We start from the raw sequence: 14,194 nt of genomic DNA, 5'->3' as shown, positions 1-14,194 counted from the left end.
GACAATCTCTTCCGGCTTGTGCTTCTTCTGTCCCATATTCCGTCCTCCATCTGGCTTGAAAGCCTACTTCAGGGAGGACCACTTTTCAGGGGGCAGACCACAGGTCCGGGCGTTGTTGCCCGTTGCCGGGGAACGCCGTGGCAGGTGCCACCATCGCTTCACGCATCCAACGCCGCAGCACACTCTCTGCTAGCTCAAGGTCCCGACAAGCCTGAGAGACCGACACGCCCCTTTCGGTCACCAGCTTCACGGCCTCGATCTTGAACTCACGGCTGAACTTCCGCCTCGTCATCTCCACTCTCCAGTTCTTTGGTCACGATCTTATCTTCGTGTCCACGGAACCGGCAGCAGGCCAGATCTGCATGCTGGAGTACGACAAATAGCCTAGGCTCGCGCAATGCAGCGCTGTAATGACAGTCGAGGCTGCGGGAAGGCTGCCGCCCGCCTTCAGCAGCATCAGCCACAGACGGTCAGGCCACCTGAGCTATTCCGGCCTGAAGACGCCACGCCGGCAGGCGGATCGTCGCGACGGTGCGATCGCCATCGTCGCGCACCTCGATTTCGCCTCCATGCAACTCCACCAGCTTGCGGGTCAGCGGCAAGCCAAGGCCCAGCCCCCCGACCTTGCGGGTATCCAGATCGCCGCCGACCACGAAGGGTTCATAAAGAGCATGTATCTGAAGCGTCGTGTCGAGCCTGCCATTGTCGGTCACCACGATCTCGACATGGCCACCGGCCCCGACCCCGGCCGACAGGGTAAGCGCGTCACCGCCATGCAGAAGGGCGTTTTCGATCAGCGCACTCAGCGCAAGCTTGATCTGGTTCGCGTCCAGACGCATCGGCCCCGGTAGATCCAGCCCGAGCACCATGATCGCCTTGTCGGCGGACGACAGGTCAGGCCCCTGGATGGCCAGTGCTTCGGTGATGATCTGGCCAAGATCACAAGTACCTTCGTTCAGCGACAGATCGCCGGTGGAGGCGTCGGTGAAGGTGATGATGGTCTCGATCAGACCCATCAGATGTTCGCAGGAGCTGCGCGCGCCTGTCGCGAAGCGTTGCGGCGCGCCGGTGACCTGCGCCTCGAGAAAGCGGCTGTAGCTGAAGATCTTGGTCAGCGGCGTGCGCAGTTCATGGCCGATCAGGGCGGTGAACTCGGCCTGCCCCCTCGCACGGTCTTTCGCGGCGACTTGACGGGTTTCGGGGCGACGCTCCAGTGCAGCACCGACTGCGTCGGTCAGTGCGCGCAAGGCATCGAGAATGCCGGGCGCAGGCATGTCGTGAGGATTGAAATCCAACGCACACAGGCTGCCGATGCGGAAGCCAGAGGACAGGATGATCGGCGCGCCCGCATAGAAGCGAACCTTTGGGCCGTGCGCGACCATCGGGTGATCGACGAAGCGGGGGTCGGCCGACAGATCCGGGACGACGAGGAAGTCGTCCGACATGATCGTATGGGTGCAGAACGACTGATCGCGCGGCAGCACCGGCAGATCGACCCCGACGACGGCCTTGAACCACTGGGTTTCTTCTTCGACCAGGCTGATATGGGCGACGGGACAGCCCAGCAGGTTGCGCGCCGCGTCGGTCAGCTTTTCGAACAGCGGCTCGCTGCTGGCATCGAGCCCTGGCAGATTGCGCAAGGCTGCGAGGCGGGCCGGGTCGTTGAAGGGGATCGGATAGGTGCGCATCGGTGGCCTTTCGCCTGCTGTCGCCCTACGGGCCATGCGCAGGTTTCGCGTGACAAGACGTCGCGATGAGGTCGGACCGATGGGCCGATTGTGCTGGTTTTGAGGAGGCTTTCAGGCGGGGTTGCTCGCGGTCAGCCATGATCGCCAAAAGGTTGATATTTTGGCGTTCTTACGATTGTTCGATCGTCTGCCCGCCGCCCGTCTGTCGGTCCCAGCCGAGCAAGGCATCCAGCGACAGCCGCCCCGGGCCCTGCGCGATCAGAATCAGGAAGCAGGTCGCCCAGAGGCCATGGGTCGGCCAGGCGTCGGGATAGATGAAGATCTCGATCACCGCGGTCATGCCCAGGAGTGCGAGCGCCGACAACCGCGTGGCCAAACCGAGCAGCAGCAGCACCGGGAACAGATGCTCCGCCACGCTGGCCGCGATGGCAGCGGTCTGAGGCGGGATCAGCGGCAGCGCATAGTCGGTCTGGAAAAGGTAGAGGGTCGAGGGCTTCAGGTGCCATCCGTCGACCTTGGTCTGGCCGCTGGCCCAGAACACCGCTGCCGGAAAGATGCGGGCGGCGAGGGCGATCAGATCGTGCGGCACGAGCGGGCGCAGGAAGTTGAGCCGGAACAGGGCGGCGGGTGTCATGGGTAGCCTCCATCGCAGATCAGTTGGTTGCGCAGCAGAAGCGTGAGGAGCGGCACAGGGTCAGAGGAACGGACTGCATCGGACAGCGGAGAGCCCCGTAGCAGAGCTTCGATCGTGTCGGCGTCTTCGACGCGAAGGGCGACGACTGGCACCTCGAAGTCGGGTCCCCGCCAGATCAGTGCAATCCGGGCCTCATCTTCACTGCAGCGGCCGTCACGGCCGGGCTGGTTCGCTTGCCAGATGCCGACGACCGGCCACGCAGATCGCAGCAGGCGAAGCGATGGGTGCAGATGCAGGGGGGTGTCTGGTGACAGCCGTGCAGGCGGCAGGAACGTCGCATCGGCGGCGTGATAGGCCTCGCCCCGCAGCCATTCCAACCGCGCCACATCCGGCAGGTAGGGCAGGCCCGCGACCGGCGGGAATTGTGCAAGGAACCCTGCGAAATCCTGCCCCCACTCCTGAAGGACCGGCGTCATCGGCGGATGGTTTGCAATGAAGAGCGATGCCATCGCCGCGAAGAACTCCAGGCCCACCAATCGCTCGACCACCGGATAACGGCGCGCCAGTGCCGCCTTCAGGCTGTGCGCCACGTTGTTGCGATAGACGGCAACGCGAGGTGCCACTTCGTCAGGGGCGACGGCGAGAAGACCGGGCTGGACCGATCCGGACAGCGTCGCGTGGAAGCGGTCGACTGGATCAGGCGGCCGCATGGCGTGCGCTTTCCTGCAACATCCGTTCCGCCCGCGCAGCCTCTGCCAGCAGCAGCGGCCATGCGGGCACGTCATTGTCCCACTCCACCAGCGTGGCGACCGGCCCGAGACCCGCAAGAACCTCGGCATAGAGCGCCCAGACCGGGTCGGCGACGGCGCTGCCATGAGCGTCGATCAGCAGGGGGCCGGAAGGCAGCTCCTCAGCCTCATGTCCGCCCAGATGGATTTCTCCAACCTGCGCCAGCGGAAAGATGTCGAGATAGGCGCGCGGTTCGGTGCGGTGGTTGGTGCAACTGACGAAGACGTTGTTCACATCCAGCAGGAGGCCACAGCCGGTGCGGGCCGCGATCTCTGCCAGAAACTCCGTCTCGGGGATGTCGCTTTCGGTGAAGACCACATAGGTCGCCGGGTTTTCCAGCAGCAACTGCCGCCCCAGCGCGGTCTGCACCTGATCGACATGGTCAATGACGCGGGACAACGAGGCCGCATTGTAGGGCACGGGCAGGAGGTCGTTCAGATACTCTGCCCCGTGGCTCGACCACGCCAGATGTTCGGAAAAGCTGTCGGGCTGATAGCGGTCGCACAGGGCTTTGACGCGCGACAGATGGTCGGGGTCGATCCGCAGCCCGCCGATCGACAGGCCGACGCCATGGATCGACAGCGCAAAGTCCCGCCGCAGCGCGCCCAGCATCGCGTGCGGCGCACCGCCTGCGCCAAGGTAGTTTTCGGCATGAACCTCGAAGAAGCCCAGATCGGGCGGGGTGGCGCAGATATCTGCATAATGCTGGGGCTTGAAGCCCAGACCTGCGCGGGGTGGCAATGGCATGGTGCGGTCCTTTCGCTGAGGAACGCGCGGCGGACCAAGGCCCGCCGCGAGCGGAGGCGCTTACATCTTGATCGGGGTGAGCGAACCCATATGGCCGGCGGGCGTGCTGATCGTGGTGCAGGTGCCCGCAGGGACCAGCTTCCAGGCATTGCCTTGGTAATCCTTGGCAGCGGTGCCCGCGCAGGTGGTGCCGGGGCCTGCCGCGCAGTCGTTCTGTCCCGCCATCGCGACGCCGAAGCATTTTTCCATGGCGGGGGTGGTGCCATCGGCCTGTGCGGAGACGGCCGACAGGGCCAGGGCGGCGGCGATGGCGGCAGCGAGATTGGTGTTCATGATCGATCCTCTGGTTGGACTGGGCGCTTGTTGCGTCCTGCAGGGCCATTCGCGGCCGTTCCGCGCAGCGTTACGGCGATCACGAACAGGTGAAGTCTGACGAAAGGGATCGCGTCGTGTAACGTTCGGCCGTCGCCGGACGTAGGGACCTTCAGCAAGGCAGGAAGCAATGGCCCGACACGAGGACCAGTTGGCGGAGCTGATGCGCGCGGGTCTTTCCGGAGATGCGCGTGCCTATGAGGCTTTGCTGAAGCAGCTGGCCGCGGTCCTGCGCGGCATTGTCCGGGCACGGGCGCGGGGCATGGATCACGGCTGGTGCGAGGATGTGGTGCAGGACACTCTGCTGGCGCTGCATGTCAAGCGCGGGACATGGGACAGCACGCAGCCGTTCCGCCCTTGGGTCTATGCGATCACGCGCCACAAGGTCGTCGACGCCTTCCGGCGTCAGGGCCGGGCGGTGCACCTTCCGGTCGAGGATTTTGCCGATGCGCTGGCGGCCGAGGACGGCCCCGATCCGTTCGAGGTCGCCGACGCCGAACGATTGATCGACCGGTTGCCCGATCGCGACGCGGCCCTGCTGCGCTGCCTCGCGCTCGAGGGGCAGGGCCATGAAGTGTGCGGCGCAAGGCTCGGGTTGACCGGGGGCGCGCTGCGGGTGGCGCTGCACCGCGCGTTGCAGCGGCTGGCCCATATGAGACAGGAGAGGCTGTAATGAAGACGGATGCCCTGATCGGTGTGCTGGCGCAGGACACCAAGGTGCCGGAGCGCATCGCGGCGCGGCTCATCGCGGCGGCGGCGTCGTGTCTGGCGCTGACGGGGACCGTCGGCTTGCTGATTCTCGGGATCCGACCCGATCTCGGACAGGCGATGACGGCACCAATCACCGCGATGAAATGGCTGATACCATTGGCGGTCGGAAGCACCGGCCTGCTCGGGGCGCTGCGCCTGACCCGGCCCGAGCGGCGCGGGATGGGGGTGGTCGGCATCGTGGCGGCGATCGGGGTCGGCGGGACGCTTTGGCTTGCCGCGGCACTTCTCGCCACGCCAGAAGGACAGGTCGCGGCCGCGATCATGGGGAATTCGGCCTTCCGCTGCCTGCTCGCCCTGTCGCTGATCGGCCTGCCGCCGTTGCTGGCGATGCTGGCGCTCCTACGCAACGGAGCGTCTACCGCGCCGGGCCGCAGTGGCGCTCTAGCAGGGCTTGGCGCCGGGGGTTTGGCCGCTGCGATCTATGCCCTGCATTGCGACGAGGATGCGCCGCAGTTCTTTTTGATCTGGTATTCGCTTGGCATCGCACTTCTGTCCGTATGCGGCGCGGCGATGGGGCGGAGGGTGTTGAGATGGTAGGGGCGGTCAAAACAGCTTCCGAAGCGGCACCCAATGACTGATAGACGCCTTTGCGTGAGCGCTGGGCGCGATGGATCCAGCAGGGACTGAGGTGGTCGCCATTTCCCGGACAAGTTTGCGGCGGTAATAAGCTTATCTGGTGATCATGCCGCCGCCTGAAGGTCAGGGCTCTGCTGGGCCCGGACCGGTGTTCTGCCGCCGAGTGGCGAATGCGGGCTCTTGGTATTATAGAAGTCGATCCACCTGCCGATGCCTGCTCGGGCTGCTGACCCGGTCTAGAAGGCTTGGACGTAAATTCATTCGTATTTCAGGGACCGCCATAGCCGCTCGATCATGAGGCTCTCCATCCAGCGCCACCCACCGTCCATCGAGACCGTCACCGTCGCATCCAGCAAAAGCTGTGTGAACCGGGGGCTGGTGAACTGGCTGCCTTGGCGTCGCATGGCCGCTCGGACCGATGGCGCGACCATGCTCCATATTGAAGATCTCGGGCCGCCGATGGCGGCGGAAAGCTTCCTCCACCGCCTCGATGCAGAACTCAGGGTCCCCTCGCCATGGTCCTCGGACCGATGGCGGACAACGACGCGTTCCATGATCGCGACGAGGTAAAGGAATGAGCCATCGAGGCGCCATCGGTCCGAGCTAGATGCGAATGCGCCGCATGGGACTGTAGGTGATGTCCGCGCACCAGACCTGGTTCGGGCGCTCGATCACCAAGTCCCTGAGCAGATAGGGATACTTGCGGTGCTCCGGATGGGGCACCGTCGTGCGCGGGCGCTGATAGACAGCGCGCAGGCCCATTCTCGCCATCAGGCGCCGGACGCGCTTGCACCCGACGCAGTAGCGGTTCTTCGGGCTTACGCGGCCCCACAGGGTCTACGGTCCCTCCGGACTGCGCAGGTGCCGCGCCATCTGGCGGCCGCCGTAGAACGGCGCCTACATGAACTGCGCATCGGTCAGCTTCTTGAGCGCGAGGTTCAGCGTTGTCTCGGTCCTGCCTGGCCCATGACCCAAGCCGATCGGCTGATCCCGATCAACGCGCATTGCCGCGTGATCGACAGCACTGGGTGCCTCGGCTCGATCATCTCTCGCCTCCGCGACGGGTGACGTCCCGGGAGATGGTGTAGCTGGCTGTGGCCATCGGGTTTCTCGGTAGGGTCGGGTTGCTGACATCGAGCCGGTGAACGCCACCGGTTCGAGAGAACCGGCGAGGCCTGAACCGAGGGATGCCCCCGATGACCAAACCGATGATGGACCTCCGTGGGCTCGTGGAAAAGAGCGGCGATGCGGATCTGCTGCGCGAGATGATCGTCTTCGCCGCCGAGCGGCTGATGGAATTCGAGCGTCGGCCAAACGATCCGGGGGATCGTTTGCAGCGAGAATGAGGTCGGTGCCAAGACAGGTGCCGAGTATGGCGAGAAGAGCGGCGAGCGGCTCGCGCAGCGCAACGGCTACCGCGATTGGTCGACGTATACGTCGACGGCAGACCCGCGCCGGCAGCGTCGAACTGCGCATTCCGCGGCTGCGGACCGGATCGTATTTCCCGTCCTTCCTCGAACCGCGGCGCTCTGTCGAGAAGGCGCTGACCGCCGTAATCCAGGAGGCCTATGTTCACGGCGTCTCGACGCGATCGATGGACGACCTGGTGCAGGCCATGGGCGGCACGGGGATTTCGAAGAGCCAAGTCAGCCGCCTTTGTGAAGATCGAGCCATTGTCCGCCATTGGTCCGAGGACAATGGCGAGGGACGAGCGCGTCGACGCCTTCCTGACCTGGCCGATCGAGGGCGAATGGCCTTATCTCTGGATCGATGCAACCTATCTCAAGGTGCGCCAGGGCGGGCGGATCGTTTCGGCTGCCGTCACCATCGCCGTGGGCGTGAATACCGACGGGCGGCGCGAGGTTCTGGGCATGGCGATCGGTGCATCCGAGGCCGAGCCGTTCTGGACCGCGTTCTTGCGTGACCTCGTGCGCCGAGGCCTCGGCGGTGTGAAGCTGGTGGTCAGCGACGCGCATGAGGGTATCAAGGCTGCGACCGCGCGGGTGCTGTCCACAACGCGGGCCGGCGCTGCGTTCGGCATCGGTCTCGGACCGATGGCGTCCGATGCCTCACTCCACTTCCAGCGCAACGCCTTGGCCCATGCCGGCAAGAGCAGCCGCAGGCCTCGCCGGGAAAACGGTCCCCCGGACCGTTTTCTGGCCCGGCTCGATCTCTGCCTTCATCGCCACGGCCTTTGCGCAGCCGGACCATGCCACAGCCAAGGCCCAATGGCGGCTGGTCGCGGACCAAATGCGCCCGAAGCTGCCGAAGCTCGCCACGCTCATGGATACGACCGAGGAGGATGTGCTGGCCTACATGACCTTCCCGGCCCAGCATCGCGCCAAGCTTCACGAGCCACTAACCCGATCGAGCGACTCAACGGCGAGATCAAGCGGCGCACCGATGTCGTCGGGTTCGGGCATTCCCTCGGACCGGTGGCGGTCATGCCCTCACTCCCCACTGAGGCGTCGATCCGCAGGCTCGTCGGCGCAATCCTCATGGAGCAAACCGAGGAATGGACCGTTCAGCGCGGGCGCTACCTCACGCTAGAAACCCTCGCCCCTGTCTGCGTGCTCCGGGAAAACGATCCCCCGGATCGTTTTCTGTCCCTTCGCACTGCCCTCGTCAGCCTGCCTGCTGCGCAACGCGACTGACCAGCTCGGCCCGCATCAGAGCGCGAGGCCCGCCGCCAGATACACCATGAATTGGGACATCGTCCCGCGACACGCTCACCGGCCGCTCGCCAGTGGGCTCGGACCAATGGCGCCTTCACCGGCTCGCCTTTCGCTAAAAAATCTCGGCCCCCGGACTGGCCGATCTTCGCGTTCGTTCGCCTGTCCGCTCGGGCCGGTGGCGCGAACAGGCTCACTCTCGATCCCGCCCTCCTTCTCGGCCGGCTTCGCCTCGACTTTGCCTGAGAAGATGCCGGCCAGACCCTCGCGCGCCTGGCGCTTCCAGGTGTTGATCAGGGTTTGATGCACGCCGTGCTTCGCCATCAGCTCGGCGACCGTCAGATCGCCCCGGATAGCCTCAAGCGCCACCTTCGCCTTGAACTCCGCGCCGTAGTTCCTTCGTTCGCCAGCCACGCTGTGCGTCTTCATCATCGTTGACGGCAAGCTCAGCAAGCTGTCCAGTTTCCGGGGACCACCTCACATCCAGTCGCTCGTATGCCCGTGGATCTGACGCCTAAGCGGCGCAAATCTCCCGAAGTCGGCCGTTGTCGCGCTTGAACTTGCGCCGGATTGCCTCGCGCGGGGCGACGGTGTCGATCACGTCCGTGTAGCCGGTGTCGCCGGCCCGCATCGCAGGCAGACGTCCAGCTGGACGCTCGGGCTGAGCACGGCCAATTACGTCAACGCCGTCCCGGGCATCCCCGGCGACTACCGCGCCTGAATCGGTGCGGTCAGGCCTGCGAAAGACGTGATCGTGCTGCTCGAGTCGCTGCGATACGGCTGGCTGCGCGCCAAGGTCGCCGTGCTTGGCGACTTGCTCGCCGCGGGGCCCGCCGCGGCGTGACCCTGCGACGACCGGCGGCCGTCCCCAACCCCGACAAGGAACGGCAAACGGGGGCGCGGTCAACAGGCCGCACCCCCTGCTCATGGCAGGACGCGCGTCGCCCTCAGTCAGGCAGGGCGTAGGCCACGACGTAATCGCCCCGGTCCGGCGACTGGCGCGCGCCACCGGCCGAGATCAGCACATACTGCCGCCCGGTCTCGGGCGAGACGTAGCTGATCGGCGTGCCCTGGCTGCCGACCGGCAGGCGGGCTTTCCAGACCTCTTTGCCCGTCGCGCTGTCGAAAGCGCGCAGGTAGTAGTCCTGCGTCGCCGCGAAGAACACGAGCCCGCCCTGCGTCGCCAGCGAACCGCCGATCGTCGGCATGCCGATCGGCATCGGCAGGCCCATCTTCACCCCGAACAGCACCGTGTCCTGCACGGTGCCCAGCGGCGCCTCCCAGGCGACCTTCTGCGTCTTCATGTCGATCGCGGTCAGGGTGCCGAAGGGCGGCTCCTGGCACGGGATGCCCAGCGGCGACAGGAAGCGGTCCTTGATCACCGAATAGGGCGTGCCCTTCAGCGGGACCGCACCCATCAGGGTGTTGACCGCCTCGGACCCGTTCGAGGCCGCGGATTTCTGCGCCTGCGGCTCCATGTGGACCCAAAGGCCAAGGCGCATGTCGTTCACGAAAAGCGTCGCGGCGGTCGGGTCGTACGAGACCCCGCCCCAGTTCATGCCGCCGAGCGAGCCCGGGAAGGACAGCGAATAGTCGGTGTCCGGTGCGGTGAAGAGGCCCTCGTACCGGTAGCCCTTGAAGATCACCCGGCACATCAGCTGGTCGAAGGGCGTGGCGCCCCACATGTCGGCCTCGGTCAGGGTCTGCGCACCGATCTGCGGCATGCCCACCGAAAGCGGCTGCTTCAGCGCATAGCGCTCGTCCGGGATCGTCGCGGGCTTCACGTCCTTGTCGACGACCTCGGTCAGCGGCTTGCCCGTGGCCCGGTCGAGCACGAAGATCTGCCCGGCCTTGGTGCCGAAGACCAGCGCCGGCGTGCCGTGGAAGTCGATCAGCGAGGGCTGCATCGGCACGTCGAAATCCCACAGGTCGTGGTGAACGGTCTGATAGACCCATTTCTCGGCTCCCGTCGTCGCATCCAGTGCAAGGATCGAAGCGCCGTACTTCTCGTCTTCCGGGGTGCGCATCACGCCCCAGAGGTCGATGGCGGCGTTGCCGACGGGCAGGAACACGGTGTTCGAGGCCGCGTCATAGGTCATCGGCGCCCAGACGTTGGGTGTCGAGCGGGTGAAGGTCGCGGGCGGCTGCGGCGCCGTCCGGTCGGCGGGAACGCCCGGATCGAAGGCCCATTTCATACGGCCGGTGATCACGTCGAAGCCGCGCATCACGCCGCCCGGCATGTCCAGCGCCACGTTGTCGGCGACCCGGCCACCGGTGACGATCGTCGTTCCGGCCACCAGCGGCGGCGAGGTCAGCGAATAGAGCGGCGCCTTCGCGTCACCGAGGCCCGCCTTCAGGTCGACCCGGCCCTCGTCGCCGAAGCCCGTGCAGGTCGCGCCGGTGTCGGCATCGAGCGCCACGAGGACCGCGTCGATGGTGTTCATGATGATCCGGCGGCGGCATTCGGTCGCCTCGGCCGGCAGGGCGACCGGGGTGACCGGCGTCGTATCGCCGCGCGTGGGCTGCACAAGCGGCGCGTCGGCGTCGAAGTAGGCAAGGCCCCGGCAGCGGACCCAGACCTTGCTTTCGGTCGGGAAGGCGTGGCGCCAGTTCTCTGCGCCGCTGTCGGCATCGACAGAGATCACAGTGTTCGACGCTGTGCAGAGATAGACCGACCTGCCGATCTGCAGGGGCGTGTTCTGATCCTCGAAGCCGCCACCGCCGGGGCTGACCGGCGTCTCGCCGGTGCGGAAGGTCCAGGCGACCTTCAGGTCCTTGACGTTGTCGCGGGTGATCTGGTCGAGCGCGGCGAAGCGGGTTTCGTCGCCGGTGCCACCATAGCTCGCCCAGTCCTTCTGCGCGGTTTCGGGGGTGACCGGGGTGGTGCCGGTCGCGAGGGTCGCGTTGTGGATGCCGTGCGGCTGGAACATGCCCCAGATGAAGCCGAACACCGCCACGAAGGCGACCGCGGCAAGGCCCAGATGCGCGGCGGTCGCGGGCGCGCGGCCCGCGCGGCGCAGCGCCAGCGGCTGCACGAGGAACAGCACCGCCAGCGCACAGAGGAAGGTGAAGATCCGGGCATGCAGCGCCCAGAAGTCCAGCCCGGCCTCCCAGAAGGCCCAGAGCACGGTCAGCGCGAAGGCTGCGACGTAGATGGCGCCGGCTGCGCGGCCGCCGCGCACCAGTTCGACACCCGTCGCGACCATCGCGAGGCCCATCAGCAGATAATACCAGCTGCCGCCGCGCAGGATCAGCATGATCCCGCCGCCCGCCAGCCCAAGCCCGGCCAGCGCGAAGGCAAGGCCAAGCACCACCAGCAGCACCCTTGCCGCCGGCGACACACCCGGTGTCGAGTTCGTCATCTCTATCGAAGTCCTTGTCGGAGCGGCTCGCCCATCACGACCGGACCCGGGGAGTGGTGCCGAAGCGAAGTTCGGCCGTCGCCGCGACAGGCGGCGGCACCGGCGAGAGGGGCGAACCTTTCACAATGAAAGTTACCAAGGCCGGACCTGCGCCAATTCGCCGCCCGCATCCAGTTCGAAAACCTGATCATTTGGCCCCGGTTCGCCGATCAATCCGGCAGTGCGCCATTCAGCGCCATGAGGCAATCGGCCAGATGGTGCACCGCGGCCGAGGCATGGTCCGGGTCGGCATACATCAGGTCCAGCGATACGGTGCGGGTCCGGTCCGTCGCGGTTTTCAACAGCTTGAGCCGTCCACCGGCCAGATCTCCGGCGATCATCTCACGCGGCAGCCAGCCGTAGCAATGGCCGGAGCGGACCGCCGCCAGCGCCCCCTCGACCGTCGAGACCTGCCAGATCCGCCCGCGCATCTGCGTGCCCAGATCGCCCGGCGGTTCGGCCTCGCGCACAATCACCCGCATGTGGCGCACAAGGTCGGCCTGCCGCAGGTCCGGCCCGGCCGCAGTCAACGGATGGTCCGCACGCGCGGCGGGAACCATGATCACGTCGCGCAGGCGACGCCCCTCCATCCGCCGGGGGTTGGGCAGGGCAATCGCAAGATCGAAGGGCTCGGCCTTCGGGTCGGGAACGCCGCCGCGCTCGGTCTCGCGGATCTCGACGGGATTGTGCGGATACCGGTACGAGAACGTCTCGAGCGCCTCCATCAGCCGCAGCCGCGGGAACAGGCTGTCGACGCGCAGGCGGATCGGCGCGCTGCCTGCCGCCGCGATCCCCGAGGCCCGCGCCTCGAGCGCCGCGAGATCGTCGATCAGCGGCGCGACCTCGGCCAGCAGCATCCGCCCCGCCTCGGTCAGCACCGCGCGGCGGCCCTGCATCTCGGTCAGGGTGACGCCAAGCGCCTCTTGCAGGCGCGCGACGGCATAGCTGACCGACGACTGGCTACGCGACAGCATGTGCGCGGCCTCGGCGAAGGTGCCGTATTTCACCACGGCGCGCAGGATCGCCCATTGGTCGAGGCTGGTGCGGGGAAGCTGGTCCTTCTGCTGCATGACGGTCGTGCCGGGCGCCGGGGTCAGTCGAGGTGACCCAGCGCCAGCGCATGGGCGACACCACCCTGCACATGCGCGCGCAGCGTCGCCACCGCGCGATCGACGTCGCGCGCCAGCGCCGCCTCGCGCAGCGCGCCGTGCTCGGGCCTCGAGGCGCCGGGGCGGAACCCGAGCGCGATCATCTGGTAACGAAGGTAGTGATCGAAGACCTCGGCATGGGTCTGCAGCATCACCCGGCTGCCGCAGGCCGAGATCAGCGTCTGGTGGAACCGCCAGTCGGCCCGGCGCCAGTCGTCGAAGGCCGCGACATCGCCGCGTTCCAGCCGCGCCTCGTGGCTGTCCAGCCGGTGATGCGCCGCCAGCACCGCCTCTTCCCAGGCGATGTCGCCGGCTGCGAACGAGCGGGCAAGCGCATGTTCCTCGATCAGCAGCCGCAGGTCGGCGACCTCGATCAGCCCCGCGCGCGAGATCGGGGCGACGGCGAAGCCGCGCTGGCCCTCGGCACGCACGAAGCCATCGGCCGCAAGACGGCTCAGCACCTCGCGCAGGGTGCCGAGCCCCGCGGCGTAGGCATCGCGCAGCAGTTCGAGCTTCAGCTTCCGTCCGGGCGGAAGCCGGCCCATGATGATGTCGCTGCGCAGCGCGCGGTACAGCGCCTCGCCGGTGCCGGGAACCGGCCCGCCCTCGGTCTCGGCCAGACTGCCCTGCCCCGCCATCACCGCGCCCCTCCGCCCAACTGTCGCGTCACCATGTCATCGACGCAGGCGCCCACATGCGCCGCCAGCACCGCAAGAGCGCCCTGGGCATCGCGGCGCAGGGCACAGTCCAGCAGCCGCGCATGCTCATCGACGGCTGCCCGGCCGCGGAACATCACCAGCAGCACCTGGTAGCGCAGGAAGCGGTCGAAGATCTTCTCGTAGGCGGTCAACAGCTGCGCAGATCCGCAGGCCGACACCAGCGCGCGGTGGAACTGGCGGTCATAACGCTTCCAATCCTCGCTGACGCTTCGATCCCCGTCGAGCATCCGTGCCTCCATCCGCGACAGGCGGTGATGCGCGGCGACGAGATCGGCCTCCCAGTCCAGATCGCCGCGGGCGAAGGACCCGCCGATCGCATGGCCTTCCAGCAGCAGCCGCATCTCCGCAATCTCGGCCAGATCTCCGGCCGAGACCGGCGCCACCTCGAAGCCCTTCTGCGTCTCGAACCGGATCAACCCCTCTGTCACCAGCCGCGGCAGAACCTCGCGCAGGGTGGCCACGCTGACGTCGTAGCGCCCCCGCAGCTGCTCCAACCTCAGCTTCGTCTCGGGCGCGAGCCGCCCGAAGACGATGTCCTCGCGCAGGCGCCGATAAACAGAGGCGCCAAGCGTATCGGTCGGCTGCGGATCCGCCAGCATTGTCGCTCCCCCTATGGTTTCGATCATATGTTAATCGAAAGAATCTCCGATGAAACCCAAATGAAGAGTTGATTCAGA

11 protein-coding genes and 4 pseudogenes are annotated in these 14,194 nt (G+C 66.7%); 3 read left to right on the top strand and 12 right to left on the bottom strand.

Annotation, left to right across the window (positions count from 1 at the left end; genetic code table 11):
• Nucleotides 1-103 precede the first annotated feature (103 nt).
• The 6 genes and pseudogenes from V8J36_RS15370 to V8J36_RS15345 form a co-directional block, all read right to left on the bottom strand.
• Nucleotides 104-292, bottom strand: a pseudogene (locus V8J36_RS15370) (transposase); the annotation flags it as partial.
• Nucleotides 293-470: 178 nt separating this feature from the next.
• Nucleotides 471-1,688, bottom strand: coding sequence for a GAF domain-containing sensor histidine kinase (locus V8J36_RS15365; RefSeq protein WP_336468193.1), 1,218 nt, complete (start codon nucleotides 1,686-1,688; stop codon nucleotides 471-473).
• 169 nt (nucleotides 1,689-1,857) lie between these two features.
• Nucleotides 1,858-2,322, bottom strand: coding sequence for a DoxX family protein (locus V8J36_RS15360; protein ID WP_336468192.1), 465 nt, complete (start codon nucleotides 2,320-2,322; stop codon nucleotides 1,858-1,860).
• Nucleotides 2,319-3,032 carry an HvfC/BufC N-terminal domain-containing protein gene (locus tag V8J36_RS15355; protein WP_336468191.1) on the bottom strand — a complete coding sequence of 238 codons (714 nt, stop codon included), beginning with the start codon at nucleotides 3,030-3,032 and terminating at the stop codon, nucleotides 2,319-2,321. Before V8J36_RS15355 ends, V8J36_RS15360 begins: the two co-directional genes overlap by 4 nt.
• Complete coding sequence (gene bufB / locus V8J36_RS15350) at nucleotides 3,019-3,858, bottom strand: MNIO family bufferin maturase (protein ID WP_336468190.1); 840 nt, start codon at nucleotides 3,856-3,858, stop codon at nucleotides 3,019-3,021. Before bufB ends, V8J36_RS15355 begins: the two co-directional genes overlap by 14 nt.
• Nucleotides 3,859-3,918: 60 nt before the next feature.
• Nucleotides 3,919-4,191 (bottom strand): BufA1 family periplasmic bufferin-type metallophore, encoded by a 273-nt coding sequence (locus V8J36_RS15345; RefSeq protein WP_336468189.1) that lies wholly within the window; start codon nucleotides 4,189-4,191, stop codon nucleotides 3,919-3,921.
• Between the two features lie 169 nt (nucleotides 4,192-4,360).
• On the opposite strand from V8J36_RS15345, the gene V8J36_RS15340 reads away from it, so the two are divergent.
• Together V8J36_RS15340 and V8J36_RS15335 are read left to right on the top strand one after the other, a co-directional pair.
• Entirely contained in the window at nucleotides 4,361-4,903 is a 543-nt protein-coding gene (locus tag V8J36_RS15340; protein ID WP_336468188.1) for a sigma-70 family RNA polymerase sigma factor, read from the top strand.
• Nucleotides 4,903-5,538 (top strand): DUF1109 domain-containing protein, encoded by a 636-nt coding sequence (locus V8J36_RS15335; protein WP_336468187.1) that lies wholly within the window; start codon nucleotides 4,903-4,905, stop codon nucleotides 5,536-5,538. The genes V8J36_RS15340 and V8J36_RS15335 overlap by 1 nt, the downstream gene beginning before the upstream one ends.
• A 143-nt stretch (nucleotides 5,539-5,681) precedes the next feature.
• Here the strand turns inward: V8J36_RS15335 and V8J36_RS15330 are convergent.
• A pseudogene (locus V8J36_RS15330) lies at nucleotides 5,682-6,635 on the bottom strand (integrase core domain-containing protein); the annotation flags it as partial.
• A gap of 138 nt (nucleotides 6,636-6,773) precedes the next feature.
• Between V8J36_RS15330 and V8J36_RS15325 the strand changes: the two are divergent.
• Nucleotides 6,774-8,231, top strand: a pseudogene (locus tag V8J36_RS15325) (IS256 family transposase).
• A 216-nt stretch (nucleotides 8,232-8,447) separates the two neighbouring features.
• On the opposite strand, the pseudogene V8J36_RS15320 reads toward V8J36_RS15325, so the two are convergent.
• From V8J36_RS15320 to V8J36_RS15300, 5 genes and pseudogenes are all read right to left on the bottom strand, one after another.
• Nucleotides 8,448-8,663, bottom strand: a pseudogene (locus V8J36_RS15320) (transposase); the annotation flags it as partial.
• Nucleotides 8,664-9,196: 533 nt separating this feature from the next.
• A complete protein-coding gene (locus tag V8J36_RS15315; RefSeq protein WP_336468186.1) occupies nucleotides 9,197-11,611 on the bottom strand; it encodes a membrane-bound PQQ-dependent dehydrogenase, glucose/quinate/shikimate family in 2,415 nt (804 codons plus the stop codon).
• A gap of 209 nt (nucleotides 11,612-11,820) precedes the next feature.
• Nucleotides 11,821-12,720: a LysR family transcriptional regulator gene (locus V8J36_RS15310; protein ID WP_336468185.1), complete on the bottom strand. Its 900-nt coding sequence runs from the start codon at nucleotides 12,718-12,720 to the stop codon at nucleotides 11,821-11,823.
• A gap of 23 nt (nucleotides 12,721-12,743) precedes the next feature.
• Complete coding sequence (locus V8J36_RS15305; protein ID WP_336468184.1) at nucleotides 12,744-13,436, bottom strand: GntR family transcriptional regulator; 693 nt, start codon at nucleotides 13,434-13,436, stop codon at nucleotides 12,744-12,746.
• Entirely contained in the window at nucleotides 13,436-14,116 is a 681-nt protein-coding gene (locus V8J36_RS15300; RefSeq protein WP_336468183.1) for a GntR family transcriptional regulator, read from the bottom strand. The genes V8J36_RS15305 and V8J36_RS15300 overlap by 1 nt, the downstream gene beginning before the upstream one ends.
• Nucleotides 14,117-14,194 lie beyond the last annotated feature (78 nt).

It is taken from the genome of Frigidibacter sp. MR17.14 (assembly GCF_037095735.1).
In the GTDB taxonomy this organism is placed as follows: domain Bacteria; phylum Pseudomonadota; class Alphaproteobacteria; order Rhodobacterales; family Rhodobacteraceae; genus Frigidibacter.
This window is presented reverse-complemented; position numbering and strand designations above follow the sequence as displayed.